Origin of the sequence: Acetobacter sp. (genome assembly GCF_047721705.1) — a bacterium.
Classification (GTDB): domain Bacteria; phylum Pseudomonadota; class Alphaproteobacteria; order Acetobacterales; family Acetobacteraceae; genus Acetobacter.
The window spans coordinates 1-20,304 of record NZ_JBDNXK010000062.1 but is presented as its reverse complement, the minus strand read 5'-3'; the positions used below and the strand labels follow the sequence as shown (position 1 = coordinate 20,304).

Genomic DNA, 20,304 nt, shown 5'->3' with positions numbered 1-20,304 from the left:
GGATAAGAACTGGCTGATTTGCGGGTGGCAATCTCATTCAGGCTCCATTAGGCGACACGAAGATGAGCAGCCAGTATTTTGGCTGACAGACGAACAGATGGATTGTCTTTGCTCCTTTTTCCTGAAAAGCCATGGCAGCCTGCGAGTTGAGGATCGCCGCGTGCTGAGCAGCATTATCTTCATTAATCGGAACGGCATCGCTGGTATGATGCGCTCCGGGAATATGGCCCCTACAAGACGCTCTGCAACCGCTGGCAGCGTTAGGGTGCCGTGGGGATTTCCATTCGGAAGTCTGATGCTGATTGATTCCGGGATGCTATGGAGGAGAAAGGGACAAGTCCTCGCATCTGCGACCAGGAATGCTCTCCATATCCTCCTTCGGCACATGGTGTTCAGCGTCAAAGACCTTGGTCGCACGACATTGGAGAATGGCGTTGGCGACATCGAGTGTCATGGGAACTCCTTCTGATGAACTCAGTATTGACGAGAAGGTTTCAGACGAGCGTCAACGGCGTAGATGCTGACGGGCAGTTTGACGCGGGAGACGCCATCGCGCTGGAACGTTGCTGTCCGGTTGAGCTGGATTGCAGGAATCCACAATGAGCCGGATGCCGTGATCCACATCGCGTCCGCCCAGATGAGGCGCGGATCGGCAATGAAGGTTGTGGCCTTGCCGTCTGGTGTGATTTTCAAAATACGCAGACGATCGACATCCGAAACGTAAAGATTGCCGTCACCGTCAATTGCGGTGCCACCCGTTGTCGGTGTGTCATAAAAGAACTTCACGCGCGCATTGAGCTGGGCATCGGTCAGCGACGTATTTTCAAGGTCGGCTGTTGCGACTTTCCACATCGGACCCGAACTCGGCTGGAAATAAAGTATCTGTCCGTCCGGCGACACTTCAAGCTGGTCGGCATGGACGCGGGCCTCGCGATTGCCCGTCATCAGGATATGGCCCTCCGCACGCATCGGCCGCTCGTCGGTGACGCACTGTCGATGGGACAGAACACGCCGTTGTTCGCCATTGCGAAGATCGACAAGGATCAGGGCAGGATCACCCGCATCGGTGAGGATCAGCGTATCGTTATGGAAACGCAGATCGTCCACGTAGCTGTATCGTGTCGTTCCCTGCCGCAGCACGATCAGATGCACAGGGCGTCCGGTTGCAGGATCGAAGGCGACCAGTTTTGGTGGTGCGCCATTGGCGGGATTGGGCTTGCCTCCGACATTCGCCTCACCGGAATCCACGACCCAGAGCAGTCTGTCCGGGCCGATGCGGATGGCGTTGACCCGCACGAAGCTGTGCAGCGCGTCGCGCGACTGTTCCCAGTCATTCCACGCCGCATCGGGGAAAGGTCGCATGGAGCCGTCCGGAAGCAATTCCCCCACCGTCGGCCCGTGCCCTCCGCCACCCCAATAGGGAAACGACATGAACACGTGGCCTGCGTTAGTAGTAGTCACCGCATTCATGATGCGATTGGACGAATAGACCGTCCGCAGCACGGGCGCGGAAGAGGATTGTGCTCTTGCAGCGGGGCTCGCTACGCCAATCGCAAGAGCTAGGGCAGCGACAAGAGAGAAGCGTCGTGAAATCTGCATGGGAAGCTCCTGCGTGGGGCAAATGTTACCGTGTCATGGCCTTGAAGGTGCGCGTCTGTTCGACCAAGGCGCTCTCAACCGGCAGACGTTCCATGCTGGAAGCGCCGTAGAACCCATGGCAGTTCGGGCAGGCGTCCAGCACTTTCTGTGCATCGGCTGGCATCGCGATGGGGCCGCCGTGACAGAGAAGAATCACATCGTCACGCACGCTTCTCGCGGCTTCCGAAATCTCGTTGATGAGCCTGATGGAATCATCCAGCGTGAAAGCCGTTTCCGCGCCGATGCTGCCACCCACAGTCAGCCCCATATGAGCGACTAGAATATCGGCACCGGCGCGCGCCATGTCCTTCGCCTGCTCGACATCGAAGACATAGGGTGTCGTCAGCAGGTCTTTCTTCCGTGCCCGGGCCACAACATCCACTTCAAGGCTGTAGCTCATACCCGTTTCTTCAAGATTTTTGCGGAAGTTTCCGTCGATCAGCCCGACCGTGGGGAAGTTCTGGATGCCGGAAAATCCAACCCGGCGCACATCATCGAGGAAAACGTCGAAATCCACGAAAGGATCGGTGCCATTGACGCCCGCCAGAACTGGTGTGTTCGGCACGACCGGAAGCACTTCACGCGCCATGTCCATGACAATCTGGTTGGCGTTGCCGTAGGCCAGAATCCCTGCCAGTGACCCCCGTCCGGCCATGCGGTAACGCCCCGAATTATAGATGACGATCAGGTCGATCCCGCCCGCTGCCTCGCATTTTGCCGACAGACCGGTTCCTGCGCCGCCACCAACGATTGGTCTACATTCCTCAATCAGTCCGCGCAGGCGGTGCAGGATGGCGCTGCGTTCAATCCGGGGCATGCTTAATTCTCCTTGAAAAGCTGGATAAGTTCTCCCGCCATCGCCTGAGCGAAGGCAGGATCGTTCATGGCAAGCGGCAGACTGATGAAATGTCGATCTGCTGTCTGTTGCAATGTCGCAAGAAGCGCATCGCGGAAAGCTTCATCGGCTTCCAGATCGTAAAACGGATGATCAGGGCAGTCGAGTTGTGAAAACCCTTCTTCCGGATAAAAGAACCGGACAGGACCATCACAGCGATTGAGACGCTCGCCGATCAGGCGTCCCATCTGCCGACATTCTTCCGGCGTCGTGCGCATGAGGGTGATAAACGGATTATGCCGCACGAAAACACGGTCACGATAACGCTCCGGCACCGTCTCGATAGCGCCGAAATTGACCATATCGAGACCGCCGCAACTTCCTACATACGGAACCTTTGTTCGAGCGATGATGTCGAGACGCGTGGCTTCACAGGGGAAGATGCCGCCAGCAACAAAATCACAGAATTCCGTTGTGGTGATATCTAGCACGCCACGAATGACGCCCTGCGCGACAAGATGCTCCATTGATTTTCCGCCAGACCCCGTCGCGTGGAAAACCAAACATTCGAAATCGTGCGCAAGCACACGTATCGCTTCCGTCACGCATGGTGTGGTCACGCCGAACATGGTGATGCCAATAGCCGGACGGCTTTCCGGAGGAAGGGTGTATCGGTGGCGGATCATACCCGCCATAGCGTTGGCTGCGTTGGCGAGAACCGCCCGGGAAATGCGGTTCAGCCCCTGCAGATCCACAACGGAATAAATCATCGCGATATCGGACTCGCCCACATAAGGCTCGATATTGCCGGAAGCTACGGTGGAAATAAGGATTTTCGGCAACCCGATCGGGAGAGCCTGCAAAGCGGGCGCGACAATGGCCGTGCCTCCCGATCCACCAATGCCGATCACTCCGGCCAGATCGGTGCGCCCCGGCAGAAACCGTTCGAGCGCCTCGGACATGGCGGTAATCGCGCGCCCACGATCTCCGCAGAAAACGGCTGCCGCACCATCGGGATGACATGCGGCGACAGTTTGTGCCGATATATCCGCAGGTACGGACAACCTGCTCGTGCTGACGTCCACGATCAGGGTCTGGACGCCATTTTCTGCAAGAACGGAACGCAGATAGATCAGTTCGTCGGATTTCGTATCAGCCGTTCCGAGAAGATAGACATGCGGTGTCATGATCCGCGTCACCTGCATTCAGGAGAAGGCGGCGACGTTTTCGAGGAGAGTCACACTCAATGACCCCTCCATGCCTTTTTCAAGGGCGGCCTTCATGGCGAGAAAATGCGGTTGCTGCTCGTGGTCTTGGATAGCTGCCACGCTTTGCCACTGCTCGGTGAACACGAAATGCAGGGGATCATTCAGATCGCGGCGGCAAATATAGGAAAAATTGGTCGCTTCCTGCTGCGATGCTTTGATGCACGCAGCGACAACGGGCAGAACCTCTTCGAGATGGTCTTTTTTGAGATGAAAGGAGGCGACGACTGTAATGCCTTGAAAACTCTCGCGCATTGTCTTCTTCCAACCATTGATCTGGCGGAAGCCTAACCGAAAGAGACACTTTCAGTATATCGGTATAGTGTCACGTGACACTTTTTCCTCAGCAAGAAGACAAGCCGACCGGACACGTTTGAGAGCTTCGGGCTGTTTTCGAAACGGCACATTCCCCAAAGCGAGACGGATACCTGTATTGCTGGGTGCATCCATTGCCTGAAAAGACGTTGCAGCAGGAAGAGAGACGCCGAGATGACGTGCGTGCTCAGTCACGCGGGCCGCCTGTTCTGCGGGCATGGGGAGCCATGCATGGAAGGCGTGATAACGGGGTTTGACGGCTTCAGGCAGATTGGAAACCACCAGTTCCTGACGGCGAAGAGCCTCGCGATGGAGCGCGTTTCGTACGCTTTCTGCTGTTCCATCCTCCATCCACTGCGCCATCATGGCATAGGAAAGTGGTGCGATCATCAATGAGGAGGCAAGTAGCGCTGGCAGGCAGTCTTCCATATGGCAGGCTGGCGGAAGCAGTGCACCGATGCGTAATCCCGGACTTAGAATCTTTGACAGGCTGCTGACATGAAAGGTGCGTTCCGGAGCCAGTTCCATGAGGGATGGTCGCGAAGGATCGCGTTCGGCAACATAGACCCCGTCTTCGATGATCAAGGCGTCGAATTTCTTGCAAAGGGCGGCAATATCCTGCCGTCGCTGCAACTCCATTGTGGCCGTGGTCGGATTATGCATGGTCGGCGTCAGATAGACGACGGCGCGTTCCCCTCGGTTGCGTTGCAGAATGTTGTCCAATGCGGTGGGAAGAATGCCTTCCGCATCCATCATGACCCCATGCACAGGCAAGCGGCTTTGACGCATGGCACCCAGCATGCCGGGGTAGGTCTGTTCCTCCGTTATGGCGTACGTCACAGAGGGCCGGATCACGCTAAGCGCCACGTTCAACGCCTGCTGGGCGCCGGACGTCAGAAGCAGGTCTTCGGGAGCGACATCGATTCCCAGCCCCGCAAGCCAGTGTGCCATGATCCGGCGATGTTCGAGATGACCTGCGACCGGTGGATAGACATTGAATAAATCCGGATCGACCTGTTTTGCCAGTCGAGTGAGCGTGCTGGCCAGCGCCCTGTTGCTGAACATTGGCGGGGGCATGTTTGTGGCAAGATCGAATCTGGTCCCGGGATTTTCCTGTCGCACAGCGACGAACATTCCCCGCCCATGCACGCTGCGCACAAGCCCGCGCCGCTCCAGAATAGCGTAGGCGCGCGTTACGGACCCGACGCCGATACCCAGCCGCCATGCCAGATCGCGATGGGCGGGAAGGCGCTCATCCACCTTGAGCTTGCCGCAAAGGATGTCGTTTCCCACCGCTTCCGCCAATCTTTCAGCCGGAGAAGCATTTCCCTCTGTCAGATATGGTTCCCATAACGACTGAAGACGCATCGTTTTCCTTTGTCTTGGTAAGACATGGCTTAACGTGAAGCATGTCTCAAGCATGCAATTTCTTGAGATAAAGGAACAGGTCTTCCTACGATTTTTGGTGCAGCCAGAAGATTGTCAATTTTGGTTGAAACCGACCAGAGCCTGATCCTGGACTCTGATACAAAATTATCTGCCCTAAGTCATAAACCGGCCAGCGCGACAGGCGTTGTCTGAAGGCCTGCCAACATATGAATCACAGGGCATCATAATCGATAGAAAATAGTGGCATGAATGCAATTGTTCTACTGGCACTTGCCCGTCCCTATACATTTGTTGTGATGGCCATCCTTATCGCCATAACCGGTGTGCTTTCCGCCATTCGCACGCCGCAAGATATCTTTCCTGAGATCGGTATTCCCGTCATTGCGGTGGCTTGGACTTACAGCAACCTCTCTCCGCAGGACATGTCCGGGCGCATCGTGCTGCCGTTCCAGCGCACGCTGACCACGACGGTCAACAATATCGAGCATATCGAGGGACAGTCGCTGACGGGCATCGGGGTGATAAAGATATTCTTCCAGCCCGGCACCGATATCCGTATCTCGAACGCACAGGTCACGGCCATTGCCCAGACCATTCTGCGCCAGTTACCCGTAGGCACCACCCCACCGCTGATCCTGAATTACAATGCCTCCACCGTGCCGATCGTGCAGCTTGCGCTGTCGGGTGAGGGCATGACCGAACAGCAGCTTTATGATTACGGCTTCAATTTTATCCGCAATCGACTGGTGACAGTGCCGGGCGCGGCCCTGCCTTTCCCCTATGGCGGTCGCGTGCGCCAGATCCAGATGGATCTCGACCCCGGCAAGTTGCAGTCCCGTGGCGTATCGGCTCAGGATGTGGGCAATGCCCTAATCACCCAGACACAGATCACGCCTGCCGGTTTCGTAAAAATCGGGGAATACCAGTATAATTTCAGACTGAACAATGCGCCGCTTTCGGTCGAACTGCTCAACATGCTGCCTGTGCGCACGATCAACGGCGCTGTGGTGCGTGTGCGGGATGTGGCCCATGTGCGGGATGGTTCCACGCCCCAGCAGAACGTGGTGCATGTGGATGGTCAACGTTCCGCGCTCCTGACCGTGCTGAAATCGGGCGCTACTTCCACCATCGCCATTGTGGAGGGGATCAAAGCGATGATCCCCGATGCGACACGCGGCCTGCCCAAGCAACTTAAACTCAGGCCCGTCAACGATCAGTCGCTTTTTGTCCGTGCAGCCGTGGATGGAGTCATGCGCGAAGGAGCGATCGCGGCTGGTCTGACCAGCCTCATGATCCTGCTGTTCCTTGGCTCATGGCGGTCCACGCTGATCGTGGCGACTTCCATCCCGTTATCGGTCATGGGGGCGGTTGTGGCGCTGTCCATGCTGGGCGAGACGCTGAATGTCATGACACTGGGCGGCCTTGCGCTGGCCGTGGGCATTCTGGTGGATGAGGCGACGGTCACGATCGAGAATATCGAGCGTCATCTGGAAATGGGCAAGGACGTCCATACCGCCATCGTGGATGGGTCGGGAGAGATCATAGTCCCGGCGTTTCTTTCCCTCGTATGCATCTGCATCGTGTTTGTGCCGATGTTCTATCTGCCGGGAGTGGCGGGCTTCCTGTTCGTGCCGATGGCGTTGTCGGTCATGTTCGCCATGACCATGTCCTTCATCCTGTCACGCACGCTCGTGCCGACCATGGCCATGTTCTTGCTGCGCCCTCATGAGGACGAAAAACAGCCCAAGCAGAATATCTTCACACGCTTCCAGCAGGGGTTCGAGCGGCGTTTCGAAGGGCTGCGTGCCCGCTACAGTGCGCTTCTGGGAAGCGTTCTGGACTATCGCGGCCGGTTTGTGGTCGGCTTCCTGTGTTTTGCCGCGCTGAGCATGGGCCTGCTGCCATTTCTTGGGCGCAACTTCTTTCCGCAGGTCGATGCGGGCACGATGACCCTGCATGTGCGTGGCCCCATAGGCATGCGGATCGAGGAAACATCGGCTCTGTTCCAGCGTATCGAGAAGGAGATCCGGCAAAGGGTTCCGGCAGGCGAGATTGATTCCATTGCCGACAATATCGGCCTGCCCACCAGCGCCATCAATGTCGCCTATAACGCATCAGGCACCATCGGACCGCAGGATGGGGACATCCTTGTCGCCCTCAAGGAAAATCATCACCCGACCGAGCGGTACATCCGCCTTCTGCGTCGCGAACTGCCCAGAGCATTCCCCGAGGCCAGCTTTGCTTTCCTGCCGTCGGACATCACGACGCAAATCCTCAATTTCGGCGCGCCAGCTCCGATCGACATTCAGATATCCGGTCCCAACCCTGATGAGACGCGGCAGTTTGCAGAGCGTATATTGCGCGCCATACGCCCCATTGACGGTCTGGTCGATGCCCGGATCCAGCAGCCCGGTCATTATCCCGAACTGCGTTTTGAGGCGGATCGCACCCGCATCAACCAGCTTGGTCTGACGGAAGGGGATATCACCAACGCCATCGCAACCTCCATTGCCGGAACCGTGCAGACCGCACCGCTTTACTGGCTGGACCCGCACAGCATGGTCACTTACCCCATCGCGGTGCAGATGCCTGAATACCGGATCAGTTCTCTGGCAGATATCATCGGCCTGCCCGTAACCGGAGTTTCGACCACCCAGCTTCAGGTGCTCGGGGCTCTTGGCGCGATCACGCGTGGCACGACTTCACCGGTCGAGGCGCAGTATAACATTCGCTCGCTGATCGATGTTTTCGCAGGCGGGGACGGGCGCGATCTAGGAGCCATCGCCTCGGACGTGCAGGTGGCTCTGCATCATCTGGAGCATGACCGGCCGGAAACCGTCACGGTCACGTTGCGCGGGCAGTATCAGGCCATGACCACCGCCTTTTCCGGCATGGGGTTTGGTCTGCTGGGTGCGATTGTTCTGATCTATCTGCTTATTGTCATCAATTTTCAGAGCTGGACCGATCCGTGCATCGTTGTGCTGGCGCTACCGGGCGCGCTGGCGGGAATATGCTGGATGCTGTTCGCAACGCACACCCCGCTTTCCGTGCCTGCTTTGACGGGAGCGATCATGTGCATGGGGGTGGCGACGGCCAACTCCATCCTTGTCATCACCTTCTGCCGCGACCAGTTGGCGGAACATGGAGATGCGCTCAAGGCAGCCCTGACCGCGGGCAGCACCCGCCTGCGACCTGTCATCATGACGGCGCTGGCCATGGTTATCGGCATGCTGCCCATGGCGCTGGGGCTGGGTGAAGGCGGGGAACAGAATGCGCCGCTGGGACGCGCTGTCATTGGCGGCCTGATCTTTGCCACCTGCGCTTCCCTGTTTTTTGTGCCTTCACTCTTCGCCATCATCTACGACAGACGGGCGCGGCATAGAACCGACGGGGCGCATGCTCATGGCTGAAACCCACGCCGCGCCCTCCGGACCCAAACCACGTCTGCGCTGGATCATTCGTGTTGGAGTAGGGGTTTTCGGGATCATTCTCGCCGTGGGAACGGTCGTTCGCATCCATGATCGCCATCAGCTTCATGCGATGAATGTTGCGGCACTGGTGCCCAGTGTGACGGTCGTGCATCCGGGTGGTCACGCTGTTGATACGCTGGTTCTGCCCGGTATCCTGCAGGCATGGTACAGCGCTCCGGTCTATGCCCGCACCAATGGCTACCTACGGAAATGGTATGTCGATATCGGACAGAAAGTGGAATCAGGCCAGCTTCTGGCGGAAATCGATACGCCCGATGTTGATCTACAACTTGCCGGCGCAAGAGCCGCCTTGGGCACACGGACCGCACAACGGGATCTGGCGCGGATTACATCGCGCCGATGGGACCGGCTGAATGCTGAAAACGCTGTATCCCAGCAGGAAACTGACGAACGCCGGGGCAATCTGGCAGCCAGCGAGGCCACGCGGCATGAAGCAGCGGCGGAGGTCGAACGGCTTGAAACGCTTTCTGCCTTCAAGCGCATCATTGCACCTTTTACCGGTGTGGTGACCAGCCGTGCGACTGATATCGGTGCGCTGATCGTCGCCGGTACGGCTGCCAGCCAGCCGCTTTTTACCGTCTCGGACGTAACCCGCCTGCGGCTTTATGTGCGTGTGCCTCAGGCTTATGCCGCACGGATGCGGGAGGGTTTTGTGGCGCATTTCACTGTGCCCGATTACCGTAACCGGCAGTTTGAAGCTCATCTGCTCCGTTCTTCGGATGCGGTTGATTCCCAGTCGGGAACGATGCTGGTGCAGCTTATCTATGATAATGGGGAAAATCTTCTTAAACCCGGGGCCTATGCCCAGATTGCCTTTACATTTCACGGTCCGGAACCGCAGGCGCCGCCCACCGTGCGCATTCCCGCCAGCAGCCTGCTTTTTCGCAAGGATGGGACAACTGTGGCGCTGGTGGACGGGCATGACCATGCCAAAATACAGCCCGTCTCGATCCTGATCGATTTCGGCACCGAACTTGAAGTGACGGGACTCACACTACAGGATAGAATCATAACCAACCCGCCGGATGATATTGGGGATGGGGATCCCGTCAAACCGCGTGAGGGTAGGCATAATGGCTGAGCGGGGCAGGGCTGTCTTGTTTCTTCTCGCCCTGCTGTGCGGCTGCGATCTGTCGCCTCGTTACCACAAGCCTACATTGCCCGATATACCCGCCACATTCCGGGAAACCGGACCGTGGACACCGGCGCAGCCCGCCGATACGGCGCAACGGGGGGCGTGGTGGTCGGTCATGGGAGATGAGGATCTGAACCGGCTGGAGGACAGGGTTGAACATGGCAACCCTCAACTGGCCGCCGCTGTGGCGCGCTATGATGAGGCGCGGGCGCTGGTCAGGCGGGCGCGTGCCGACTTTTTCCCTCAGATTGATGCATCAGCCAGCGCACAGCGTGAACGCGTGCTCTTTGCCGCTACTGGAAATTATTACGAATACCGCGACTATGAATCCGGCGGCACCGTTTCATGGGAGCCGGATATCTGGGGGCGCATCCGTAATCTGGTCAGGGCGGCGCGGGCCAATGCGCAAGCCAGTGCGGCCGATCTGGCGTCACTCCGTCTCAGTCTGGAAGGCGAACTGGGCGACGATTATTTCCAGCTGCGCGGTCTGGATGCCCGTGTCAGCCTCTTGCGAAAGACCATAGCGGCCTATTCCGCAGCGCTGGACCTGACCACAAAGCGCTTTGTGGGCGGGGCGTCGAATGAACTGGATGTAGGTCGCGCACGCACCCAGTTGACTACGACGCAATCCCAACTGGAGCAGCAGGTGGCGGACCGCGCACTGGTGGAACATGCCATTGCCGTGCTGATTGGTGAGCAGCCTTCAACCTTTTCCATTCCGCCGAGAGATGAGCTGACGCCCGTGCCGCTCATTCCCATCACCGCGCCTGCTCACCTGCTGGAACGCAGGCCGGATGTCGCGTCGGCGGAGCGGCACATGGCGGCGGCCAATGCGCGGATCGGGGTGGCGAGAGCAGCCTTCTTTCCCAACATCACGCTTGGAGCGATGGGCGGTTCGGAAACCACGACCCGTATGCTGGCGTCAGCCGGGACCGGTGTATGGGCGTTTGGTCCGGCGCTGGCCACACTGGCCATATTTGATGGTGGGCGGAGATTCGCCAATCTGGCCCTTACACACGCGGAATATGCTCAGGCAGCAGCCAGTTACCGGCAGACGGCACTGACGGCTTTCCGTGAGGTTGAGGACCAGCTTGCGCTACTCAACCATCTGGCTGATGCCGCCGCGCGGCAGGAAGAAGGAGTGACGGCGGCGACGCGCACCGACCATCTGGCCAGTATTCAATATCGCGAAGGAGCCGTTGATTATCTACAGGTTGTTATTGCCCAGACAGCAGAACTTCAGGCGCGTGAAGACCTGATTACGGTCAATACGCGGCGTCTCGTAAGTGGCATTGACCTTGTGCGGGCTCTGGGAGGGGGCTGGGGTGAGCATGAGGGAATGAAGGGAGAATAGATCTCCGTTGTTCGCGCGTTTCTGTCTTGCTTCCTGGTGTGTGGTGCAGCGAACTTTATTTTTCCTTCGTGGAGGGTATGTGGGCTGCGTATCGCAAGGCTGAATGACCGGCGCCTATCACGTAATCCTGCAATTCACGCGCTTTTTTAATGTGCATCCATCACGGGCTGTTGGACGTTCACTGGTATGAAGCGCACGCAAGGATGCTGGATATGGCGAATTTGGGTCAGAGTATTTCTGATGGAGGTCTTTTCGCCTTTCGGAGCAGACTGACACAGTTGTTCGAGGACTGGAAGGCCAGACCGCTCAGCTCTTCAGAAAATCAGTTTCCTACTGAACTCCTGAAGTCCCTGCGGGAAATCGGAGCGCTGGATGCTCTTCTTTGGGCTGAGGAAGGTGGTCTTGGAGTGGCCTGCTCGCCTGAAGGATATAGTATTCTTCTAACGCTTTTACGGCGAACCGGATATCTGAACCTGTCTTTGGGGCGCTGTCTGGAAGGACATGTGAATGTTGTCCGCCTTGTAGGACTGTATGGCACCAGAGAGCAGCGTCACACGCTGAGCCGCATCCTTAAGGAAGGCGTTCTGGCTGGTATCTGGGTTACGGATGGTAATCCTTTTGTGACGATAAGGAAGAAGGGAGAGGGATACAGGCTTTTCGGGATCAAGGGATTTGCCAGCGGGATCAGTGAGGTCGGTCTGGCGTTGATAACGGCTACCACCGAGGAGGGAGCGTCCGTCATGGCGCTGGTTCCGACCACTGACGCTGATCGCAGGCGAGTAGGGCCGGGCAAGCTGAGTGGCATGCAGGCAAGTGGAACGGGAGCTTATGATTTTACGGATCTCCCAATTGTTTCTGAAGATATTCTGGGTTCTCCAGGCGATTATCTACGGCAACCCGAATTTTGCGCGGGAGCATGGCGGGGATCGGCAGTTGCTCTTGGTGGCATGGATCGCTTGGTGGATCTGTTCAGGGAAGAACTGATAGCACGGGGACGGGCAGATAATCCGCACCAGCTATGTCGGATTGGAGAAGCGCTTATTCTCCAGAAAACGGCCGCCATGTGGGTTGAGGAAGCCGCTTGGGCGGCATGTGCCGGTTCAGACATGCAACCGGAAGAAGTGGCGGCAACTGTCAATCTGGCAAGACTTGCTGTTGAACGGGCGGCTCTGGAACTGATCACGCTTGTGCAGAGAGGATTGGGTCTTTCAGCTTTTGTGAAAGGGAGAGCGGTGGAGCAGGTCATGCGGGATCTGGCAACCTATCTCAGGCAACCGGCTCCGGATGAGACTCTGACCGATGCCGCTGCATGGTTTGTCAGCTATGACTGGTCGGATGTACACGCATGAAAATCAAGGAAACACTTGAGCATTTTGCCCGATTTCCAGTTGCGTCGCTCAATACGATTGCGCCCGGCACCTCGCTTATTCTGTCTCCGCATCCGGATGATGAAAGTCTCGGATGTGGAGGCTTTATAGCGACTGCGGTCAGAGATGGCTGTCCACCAATCGTGTTAATCGTGTCCGATGGGTCTGCATCTCACCCCCGTTCCGCCACATGGCCACCAGAGGCTCTTGCCCGGCTACGGCAAAAAGAAAGCCGGGATGCTGCGGCAATACTGGGTCTTCCCTCTGAGCGGCTGCTGTTTATGGGATTGCAGGATGGAGCTGTTCCCACAGAGGGGGAAAACTTTGATACCGCCATCCATTATCTCGTTAAGATTATTCGTCGTCATGATTGCAGAACGGTTCTGGTCCCTTGGCGGCATGATCCTCACTGTGACCATGAAGCCGTATGGAGCATGGGCCAGACGCTAAAAAGTCTCCTGCCATGGCTTAGAGTGCTGGCGTATCCTGTTTGGGGTTTGACGCTTCCTCCTGAGATGGAAATCCAAGAAACGGCCCCGACAGGATGGCGTCTCAATGTGCAGCCTTTTCTGGACAGGAAACGGAAAGCCGTGCAGGCGCATAGGAGTCAGAGAGGGCTGATCGTGAAAGATGATCCGGATGGTTTTGTTCTGCCCGTGCATCTTCTGGAAAAAATGCTTCAGCCGTATGAAATCTTCATAGCGTCATGAGCAACGATAGCTGGAAACCGGAGGTCTTTGAAAGCCTTTTTGAAGATAATCCTGACCCTTGGGATTTTGAAAATAGTCTGTATGAGCGGCAGAAGTTGGAAAAGGTTCTGGAATGTCTTTCGGCATCTCCTGTGTCTTTTGCCTTAGAACTTGGATGTGCAATCGGTGTCAGTACATTGGCACTTTCAAGACGCTGTGAGCGTCTCCTTGCGGTCGATGTGTCGCAAAAAGCTCTTGCTCTCGCCAAGCACCGATGCCGAATGCAGAAACATGTCAGTTTTCTCAAGGCTTTTCTACCAGCCGATTATCCGACCACTGAAGCGTCTGGTTGTGATCTCGTCATTATTTCGGAGATCCTTTATTTTCTGGCACAGGAAGACATTCGACGTCTGGTAGGCATGGTCACGGAGAACCTTGTATCGACAGGGCATATCCTGATCGTTAACTGGACTGGACAAACCGATACGCCCTGCACGGGAGATGAAGCCGCAGAGTGTTTTATTCGGAACTGTCATGAAAGAAGGTGGTGGCCTGATCTGGCAGAGCGGGGTGAGGGCTATCGTATCGAGCGGTTGTCTTGTGTGTAGAAGGATGGCGTGTCATCTGACGGAGGCAGTTGAGAACGCGCAGGGCACGCTCATGATGTAGAGCTAGTTCATTGCGACGGATAGGGAAGGTGGGAAGTTCTGGATATGGCTTTTCGTCAAAAGATGAGTGGCTTTCGTGCCAGTATGCGCGTTCTTTCCGAAGACGCAGCAGGTGCCTGGAAACCGGCTCGAAGGCATCATCGATATATTCGTCTTGAGCGATCAGGCGTCGTGCCAGAGTTTCTGCCATGCCTCCGTGGGCTCGACCCTGCAGACGCGCTGACACATACACTTTGACTTCCGGTGCATGGCGGACAGGAATTCCGTTCTGTCGCAGGGCACGATAAAACTGACGATCTTCTCCCGAAGGAAGAAGTGGAATCCCTCCTACTTTTTTCCATGCCTGATGAGTGACGGCGATGCTGGCGCCTGAATGCTCCAGATGCCGGGGCCATGGATCATGGGGTTCTGGATTGAGTAACAGCCTGATCTGGTCCAGAAGTGCGCCGTAAGCCTGTTCCTTCTTTTCATCTTCATGAAGATGAAACGGTATCTTTCTGTATTCTTTGGGAAGAAGGAGGGCGCGGCCAAAAACGGCTTCGACAGGATATCGAATAAACGCAGCAAGAATATTTTCTATCCAGTCTTTGGCGACTGTACCATCAGCATCTGTGGTGAGTAAAATGGCATCAGGTGATGCAGTTTTTGCCGCATATGCCATTGCATCGCGTCGAGCAATACCTGCGCTTGCTACTGACGGCTCATAAAAAACCGAGACAATTTTGAGCTCAAACGGCAGTCTGTCAGTTAGGGAGAGGGCCTTATCATAAGTACTGTCTATCGTGTTGTTGATCCAGAGAACAACTCTGTCAGGAAGAGGCTTCTGCACAGCCAGCGCGAGAAGGCAGGGAATTATATGTTCTTCTTCGTTACACACAGGAATCGTCACAATTCTTTGTTTCTTCCAGAACAAAGACTGCCTGCGCAGGAATGCCGGATCTGATTCGGAAATCGAAAGAGTGCTGTGCTCTGGTTGAGGATGGTGCGTGCTCTGGCGAGAGAGAACTGTTGCAAATGGTGTGTCTTCTCGTCGGTTGGTCATTCTCCAACGCTCACCACTAATAACGACACAAATGACTTTTGCACTCGATTGGGCAGATTTTCGGGATAATGGGGCAGTGTCAGAGACTCGCCTTGGTGTGGAAGATGAGCTTTCTTTCTCGAAGAGTATAATTTGCCTAGAACATCTTCTGCGCATGGTTTATCCGGATATGGATCGGAATATTCCCATTCAGCAGGAAAGATGGGAAATTTTGTGTGGTTGATCGGGAAGGCCATATCAAGGAAAGGCATGTTCATCTCCATTGATGAAACAGATCAATGGTTGAGAACCACAAGAGTTCAGATCACTTAAATAAGATGCGATTTGCCCGGATCTCATGTGAAGGGCTTTAAAAGCGGTTTTCGAAAAAGCGAACAAAAAACCAGCTACCGCGAAGGAAAGAAAAGGTTTATTTCTGTAAAATCGTAAAAATTCCAGATTTATCGATGGTAGAGTTTTCTCATTCTATTTCCAAGATTTCTTGTTAACATAATATTTGTTTTTACGAGATTTTTTTTGCAATACAAAAAGATATTTGTAATGCTCAGAATGTCTCGTCCGTTGCCTTGTCAAAGCTTCCTATTGTTCTCTTGGGTGAAGCAGGTAGACGTCTTGGGAAGGCTTATTCATCATTCGTTTGTGTTTTTAAAAGAAGAAGTCTCTATATCACCCAAAGGACGTTCCGTCATATTAACTGGCTTCTCTCATTGTAATGCTCCAAGCATTTGGTCTTTCTTACTTCCTTTCAGGAGATGCGTTAGTTCATCCACTAGGCAAATGCGGCCATTTCGAAATTGATAAAAAGCCACCACCTTGATCCGACTTAGCTCGCCAGAGAGATGTGTGGCGCGTGCCACATGAACAGTGGCTGCCTTATCACCTTCACATACGACATGCTGAATATCTATTTCCAATGCTTTAAGGGTATTGCGTAAGGCATGTGTATGGGCGAGAAAGTTACTCAACGTCATTTCGTTCCCATCGACAAATTGCCGGTAATCCGGAGTCATGAAATCAAGCAGTTTATCCGGAGTTGAATCAAAATCCGTGAATATGGCGAACATTTCTTGGATAATCTCCTCGTGAGTTATGGAAGACATGGAACCTCTTTGAACCTTCTGGATGACTGGACCAGTAGACTTTAAAAGAGATATTTTCGACATTCTTCGGTTGATAGGCCATAATTCGACTCATGCACGCCAAATCGTTTTCCTTTTTGCCAGAAGGCCTTGCTTCATCATGTGGTGCTCCTTGGTTGTCTGGACGCTGCATAAAACAAACAGACCGCCGGACTACGGAACCGCATATTCACGAAAAAGGGCAGATATTCGCGGTGGGAAGTGGTGTTATGTCCGTGATGATCCAAAGTTCTTACTGGTTAATCGGACCCGGACAGTTTCTCTGGTTGCCCCCTGGCTTTGTTCATGAGGCGTGCTCCCACGGCGCTATCACAGGCTGGAGCCTGTATATTACTGCTGAAAGGTGTTCTTCATTTGCACACAAGCCTTTTGTGGCAGATTGCACGCGGTTATTGACGGCTCAGATTGAACGCCTCTCGCAAGATGCAAAAGAAGCAAAGAAGTATGATAGCTTCATACGGCTGGCCGAAAGCTTCTGGGATGAATTTCTGTCCATTCCGCGCCATTCTGTTTCCCTGCCTTTTCCCGCAGATTCTCGGCTAAAACGGATAGCAGAAGCCCTTAGCTCCACTCCCGCTGATCCGCGCGGACAGCAGGAATGGGCAGATATGGCTGGCATGTCTTTAAGGTCATTCATTCGGCATTTTACCGCCGATACCGGAATGCAGTTTTCAGTCTGGCGGCAACGCCTGCGTATTCTTCATGCGCAGGAGAGGCTGGCGCGAGGTGAGCGTGTGACCGATGCCGCTGCCGCTGTAGGTTATGAAAGTTTGGGAGCATTTGCTACGGCCTTTAGAAAAGGCACCGGATATAGCCCGAGTGCCTATGCCAAACGCTGCCGCGTTAGTGCAACTGATCAAATGCAAAGATGAAACTGGTAATCTCTGTCGTTGATGCTTGCTGCAGGAAGAACCGCTGCCTGTCCCAGACGTTCGGACAAGGGGCTGACATCACTGAAGCCGAGCCCATTGCCCAATAAAGTCGATCCCAGAGCCTGCATCGCGGCAGCGCACCTAGTTGTAGTTGTCATTAGAATTAACTGACGACACACGGGCGAGTTTCTGAATTCTAATTATCATTAGAAGTTGTAATGAAGCTCGCATCCAACCCAGCGTGGCGCCTGAATATACTGGATGCGATTGTTGTCACTTCCGGTAAACGAATAGGTATTGCCCTTCTTGTTCTGTAAGTTGTCAACGTATACGGCGGCATTCCATTTTCCAGTTTGAGGGCCGAATTCCATGCGGAGACCCAGAGAACTGATCTTGCTGGTCTTGGCATTATTATCGCCCAACGCTGCCCACATGTTGTCTTTCCATGTGTAACTGGCCTGTAGTGTCACGCGATAACGATCCACATCGATATTGTAGCGTGTGACGGCGCTCCATGAGAAACGAGGAGAAAAGGGGAGGGACGAATTACGCGTTACCGGTGGATCAAGAGACAGTCCATTGATGTAGTTGACCGGACTTTTGGCTCGTGCATCAAGATAGGCAAAAGATCCACGGAGATCGAGGTTGGGTACAAGGTTGTGGAATGTTGTGGAAAGTTCACCACCACGTGTGCGTGCACGAGGAATGGTGCCAAGCGTCAGGGAGTTTGCGGTTGGCGTAATCGGTGCAAAAAACAGTGTCTGACGGTTATGATATTCGTAATCAAACAGGGAGCCTTCCACCATAAGTTTGTTATGGAAGAGGGAGGATTTGATCCCGATTTCATAAGCGATCAGATTTTCCGGCTTGACGTAATCAAGGGCGCCAGCCGCCAGAACGGGGGCCGCAAAATACGAGCCTGCCTTATATCCGTTTGAAATTGTGCCGTAGGCGTAAGTATCTGGAGCAATCTTGTAGCGTAGCCCCACACGACCGGTGAAGCGATGATACTCATGGCGAGCATTCACACCGGTTAGGGCGTCGCCGACCTGCGCATAGTAAGGGGCGAAAAGTCTAGGGCTGTCGGCAGCGATGGCCGAATATCGGGAACCACCGTTAAAGCCACGCTCATCATAAGAGAAACGACCCGAGGCGATGAAATCCAGTTTTTTGGTTATGTTGGTTACTGTATTGACGTAAACGCCTGTGGATAGGTTCTGCTGCGAAAAGTGATTGTTCAAATTGATCGCGCTGCTCGATTGCAGACGCAGGCTGGTATAGTCGCCGTCAATCTTGTCGTAAGATTCGAAAACACCAACGGTAAGATGGAAGATCTTTGCCAGATTCATACGCAAATGCATGTCGTGGGACTGTACAATGGCTGTGTCATTCCATCTGTAATCGGAAATGTGCAGGGCTGAGCCATCATAATTATCGGTATCATCGCGACGATAGAAATCGATCGCCGTCGTGGATGAGAATGTTCCGAAATTGAACTCTTTAGTATAATTGACAGAAAGACCGCCACCATTTTCGTTTCTTTGCCCAGATGTGTTGCCTACGCTTACGGCATTGGCTGCCGGATGCATGCCTGTATCACCTTTGGACACCGGTCCCAGATCCTGCGGAGAAGTGGAGGTGCCTTTGTCACGTGTGTAATGCAGGTTGAGCAGCACTGACGATGTGTCATCCATCTCAAATTTGGTCAGATTACGGATTGCCAGAAGGTCCTGCGCACCATAGCGCTTGCTGGTATTGATATCTTTCTGCCACCCATCGCCTTTTACGTAGTTGAAAGCCAGTCGATTGGATATCTTGCTGGTGATAGGCGTATTGATGGCGAAACGACCGCGATTAGTATTATAGCTGCTATAACCCCATTCCGCATAACCACCGAATTTATCAGAGGGTTTTACTGACTGGATATTGATGCTGCCACCAGTGGTGCTGCGACCCATGTCAAAGCCTTGTGGGCCTTTTTCCGTGGCGACGCGGTCGATATCAAGCATCTGCCCCGTATAGAATACGGGAAAAGGAGCAAACACGCCATCCAGATAAATACCGATTCCACCCATATTGGTGCCGACATAGTCATCCAAGCCTACACCACGAATGGAAAAAATCGGAGCCGAGCCGGATACAGCGTTTGTTGCCGTCACACCTGGCGTAAAGGATGCAATATCTTTCGGGCTTTCAAGATGAAGCGACCGCAGTTCCTGTCCACTGATGACATTGACAGTGCCGGGGGTGGACAGATGACGCTGCGCATGGGAGCGGGTTACTGTTATTTGTTCAGCCTCGCCTTTATGCGCAATTGCTTTCGAGTGACGGGCCTTGGAGGGATTGCTTGTATGGCCTGTAGCAACTGATTGGGAGTGGCTCGTCACCGTTGCTGCCAGTGAAGATGTTGAGGTCAGAAGCATGCAATGCAGAGTCGGCAACGCAATATATACTGGGACCGTCGCCAGAAAACGGGAGGAATGACGTAAAAAATATGATTTCATGAGATATTCCTATTTCATTCCTGCGGGGGCCGATTTCTGGTTTGTGAGGGACCCGTTGTTTGTTGCGGATTGCGGGGTTGTAAACTTCTTGTTGAGCTTCTGGTGTCAGATCATTCTTGTCCGGTTGTTCTGTAAGGCAGAGGGGCGGGAGAGTTTCTTCAGTGTGTTAATGGTCTGTTCTTTGTCTTTTATTGAGATATTTTCTTTTTATGAAATAAGTTTTCTGAGAATGAGAGATATTTAAATTAGTCTGATTCCGGAAAGATCAGAGGCGTAGATGCGGTTGGCGGACATATTTTGCAGAGAGGTATTCATGGTTTTCTCATTGCGTGTACGGGATCAATATCTGTGAGCTTTTTTAGATTTTTTAGTTCGATATCGGAATATATTTTTTCTTGGTAGCAAGCATAAGGCCAGCTTACGGTCGATGCACATAACCGTGTTTTGATACCTGAACGGATTTCGCTGTTACCATACTCCAGTACGTCCTTGGAAGGTCAGAAGATGGGTGCAGGAAAGATTGAAACGATTCGATCTTTGTCAGCGACAACCATACATTTTCTGTGTCATTATATTGTAAAATGTAGTTTTTATTTAATAG

At 54.2% G+C, this 20,304-nt stretch carries 16 protein-coding genes and 1 pseudogene; 8 read left to right on the top strand and 9 right to left on the bottom strand.

Features of this window, described 5'->3' with window-relative positions:
- Window positions 1-97 precede the first annotated feature (97 nt).
- Window positions 98-261 (top strand): annotated as a pseudogene (locus tag ABF824_RS11225) (IS5/IS1182 family transposase); the annotation flags it as partial.
- 213 nt (window positions 262-474) lie between these two features.
- Here the strand turns inward: ABF824_RS11225 and ABF824_RS11220 are convergent.
- From ABF824_RS11220 to ABF824_RS11200, 5 genes are read right to left on the bottom strand one after another with little or no spacing between them, the layout of a single operon-like run.
- On the bottom strand, window positions 475-1,599 hold the full coding sequence (locus ABF824_RS11220; protein WP_415489021.1) for an SMP-30/gluconolactonase/LRE family protein: 1,125 nt from the start codon (window positions 1,597-1,599) through the stop codon (window positions 475-477).
- A 25-nt stretch (window positions 1,600-1,624) separates the two neighbouring features.
- Window positions 1,625-2,455 (bottom strand): phosphoenolpyruvate hydrolase family protein, encoded by an 831-nt coding sequence (locus ABF824_RS11215; protein ID WP_415489019.1) that lies wholly within the window; start codon window positions 2,453-2,455, stop codon window positions 1,625-1,627.
- Between the two features lie 2 nt (window positions 2,456-2,457).
- Entirely contained in the window at window positions 2,458-3,660 is a 1,203-nt protein-coding gene (locus tag ABF824_RS11210) for a Tm-1-like ATP-binding domain-containing protein (RefSeq protein ID WP_415489017.1), read from the bottom strand.
- An 18-nt stretch (window positions 3,661-3,678) separates the two neighbouring features.
- Window positions 3,679-3,993 (bottom strand): putative quinol monooxygenase, encoded by a 315-nt coding sequence (locus tag ABF824_RS11205; protein ID WP_415489015.1) that lies wholly within the window; start codon window positions 3,991-3,993, stop codon window positions 3,679-3,681.
- 51 nt (window positions 3,994-4,044) lie between these two features.
- Window positions 4,045-5,421: a PLP-dependent aminotransferase family protein gene (locus ABF824_RS11200; RefSeq protein ID WP_415489013.1), complete on the bottom strand. Its 1,377-nt coding sequence runs from the start codon at window positions 5,419-5,421 to the stop codon at window positions 4,045-4,047.
- Between the two features lie 266 nt (window positions 5,422-5,687).
- Between ABF824_RS11200 and ABF824_RS11195 the strand changes: the two genes are divergently transcribed.
- The 6 genes from ABF824_RS11195 to ABF824_RS11170 all read left to right on the top strand — a co-directional run bounded on the left by ABF824_RS11195 (window position 5,688) and on the right by ABF824_RS11170 (window position 14,086).
- A complete protein-coding gene (locus ABF824_RS11195) occupies window positions 5,688-8,852 on the top strand; it encodes an efflux RND transporter permease subunit (RefSeq protein ID WP_415489011.1) in 3,165 nt (1,054 codons plus the stop codon).
- A complete protein-coding gene (locus tag ABF824_RS11190) occupies window positions 8,845-10,014 on the top strand; it encodes an efflux RND transporter periplasmic adaptor subunit (RefSeq protein WP_415489009.1) in 1,170 nt (389 codons plus the stop codon). The genes ABF824_RS11195 and ABF824_RS11190 overlap by 8 nt, the downstream gene beginning before the upstream one ends.
- A 16-nt stretch (window positions 10,015-10,030) precedes the next feature.
- Complete coding sequence (locus ABF824_RS11185; RefSeq protein ID WP_415489007.1) at window positions 10,031-11,422, top strand: efflux transporter outer membrane subunit; 1,392 nt, start codon at window positions 10,031-10,033, stop codon at window positions 11,420-11,422.
- Between the two features lie 212 nt (window positions 11,423-11,634).
- A complete protein-coding gene (locus tag ABF824_RS11180; RefSeq protein WP_415489005.1) occupies window positions 11,635-12,771 on the top strand; it encodes an acyl-CoA dehydrogenase in 1,137 nt (378 codons plus the stop codon).
- Entirely contained in the window at window positions 12,768-13,499 is a 732-nt protein-coding gene (locus ABF824_RS11175; protein ID WP_415489003.1) for a PIG-L deacetylase family protein, read from the top strand. The genes ABF824_RS11180 and ABF824_RS11175 overlap by 4 nt, the downstream gene beginning before the upstream one ends.
- Window positions 13,496-14,086, top strand: a complete 591-nt coding sequence (locus tag ABF824_RS11170) for a class I SAM-dependent DNA methyltransferase (RefSeq protein WP_415489001.1) — start codon at window positions 13,496-13,498, stop codon at window positions 14,084-14,086. Before ABF824_RS11175 ends, ABF824_RS11170 begins: the two co-directional genes overlap by 4 nt.
- On the opposite strand, the gene ABF824_RS11165 is transcribed toward ABF824_RS11170, so the two are convergent.
- The 3 genes from ABF824_RS11165 to ABF824_RS11155 form a co-directional block, all read right to left on the bottom strand.
- Window positions 13,998-15,188 carry a glycosyltransferase gene (locus tag ABF824_RS11165; RefSeq protein WP_415488999.1) on the bottom strand — a complete coding sequence of 397 codons (1,191 nt, stop codon included), beginning with the start codon at window positions 15,186-15,188 and terminating at the stop codon, window positions 13,998-14,000. The two genes, ABF824_RS11170 and ABF824_RS11165, sit on opposite strands and share 89 nt — an antisense overlap.
- Complete coding sequence (locus ABF824_RS11160; protein WP_415488997.1) at window positions 15,185-15,439, bottom strand: hypothetical protein; 255 nt, start codon at window positions 15,437-15,439, stop codon at window positions 15,185-15,187. Before ABF824_RS11160 ends, ABF824_RS11165 begins: the two co-directional genes overlap by 4 nt.
- 453 nt (window positions 15,440-15,892) lie before the next feature.
- Entirely contained in the window at window positions 15,893-16,279 is a 387-nt protein-coding gene (locus ABF824_RS11155) for a nuclear transport factor 2 family protein (protein WP_415489023.1), read from the bottom strand.
- A gap of 101 nt (window positions 16,280-16,380) precedes the next feature.
- Between ABF824_RS11155 and ABF824_RS11150 the strand changes: the two genes are divergently transcribed.
- Complete coding sequence (locus ABF824_RS11150) at window positions 16,381-17,199, top strand: AraC family transcriptional regulator (protein WP_415488995.1); 819 nt, start codon at window positions 16,381-16,383, stop codon at window positions 17,197-17,199.
- 206 nt (window positions 17,200-17,405) lie between these two features.
- On the opposite strand, the gene ABF824_RS11145 is transcribed toward ABF824_RS11150, so the two are convergent.
- The gene (locus ABF824_RS11145) at window positions 17,406-19,703 is read right to left on the bottom strand and encodes a TonB-dependent receptor (protein ID WP_415488993.1); all 2,298 of its coding nucleotides are present in this window, start codon (window positions 19,701-19,703) and stop codon (window positions 17,406-17,408) included.
- Window positions 19,704-20,304: the final 601 nt, after the last annotated feature.

Excerpts from the sequence above, each read along its gene's own strand:
- ABF824_RS11220 (WP_415489021.1), bottom strand. The coding sequence starts at position 1,599 with ATGCAGATTTCACGACGCTTCTCTCTTGTCGCTGCCCTAGCTCTTGCG.
- ABF824_RS11215 (WP_415489019.1), bottom strand. The coding sequence starts at position 2,455 with ATGCCCCGGATTGAACGCAGCGCCATCCTGCACCGCCTGCGCGGACTG.
- ABF824_RS11210 (WP_415489017.1), bottom strand. The coding sequence starts at position 3,660 with ATGACACCGCATGTCTATCTTCTCGGAACGGCTGATACGAAATCCGAC.
- ABF824_RS11205 (WP_415489015.1), bottom strand. The coding sequence starts at position 3,993 with ATGCGCGAGAGTTTTCAAGGCATTACAGTCGTCGCCTCCTTTCATCTC.
- ABF824_RS11200 (WP_415489013.1), bottom strand. The coding sequence starts at position 5,421 with ATGCGTCTTCAGTCGTTATGGGAACCATATCTGACAGAGGGAAATGCT.
- ABF824_RS11195 (WP_415489011.1), top strand. The coding sequence starts at position 5,688 with ATGAATGCAATTGTTCTACTGGCACTTGCCCGTCCCTATACATTTGTT.
- ABF824_RS11190 (WP_415489009.1), top strand. The coding sequence starts at position 8,845 with ATGGCTGAAACCCACGCCGCGCCCTCCGGACCCAAACCACGTCTGCGC.
- ABF824_RS11180 (WP_415489005.1), top strand. The coding sequence starts at position 11,635 with ATGGCGAATTTGGGTCAGAGTATTTCTGATGGAGGTCTTTTCGCCTTT.
- ABF824_RS11175 (WP_415489003.1), top strand. The coding sequence starts at position 12,768 with ATGAAAATCAAGGAAACACTTGAGCATTTTGCCCGATTTCCAGTTGCG.
- ABF824_RS11170 (WP_415489001.1), top strand. The coding sequence starts at position 13,496 with ATGAGCAACGATAGCTGGAAACCGGAGGTCTTTGAAAGCCTTTTTGAA.
- ABF824_RS11165 (WP_415488999.1), bottom strand. The coding sequence starts at position 15,188 with ATGACCAACCGACGAGAAGACACACCATTTGCAACAGTTCTCTCTCGC.
- ABF824_RS11160 (WP_415488997.1), bottom strand. The coding sequence starts at position 15,439 with ATGCCTTTCCTTGATATGGCCTTCCCGATCAACCACACAAAATTTCCC.
- ABF824_RS11150 (WP_415488995.1), top strand. The coding sequence starts at position 16,381 with ATGCACGCCAAATCGTTTTCCTTTTTGCCAGAAGGCCTTGCTTCATCA.
- ABF824_RS11145 (WP_415488993.1), bottom strand. The coding sequence starts at position 19,703 with ATGAAATCATATTTTTTACGTCATTCCTCCCGTTTTCTGGCGACGGTC.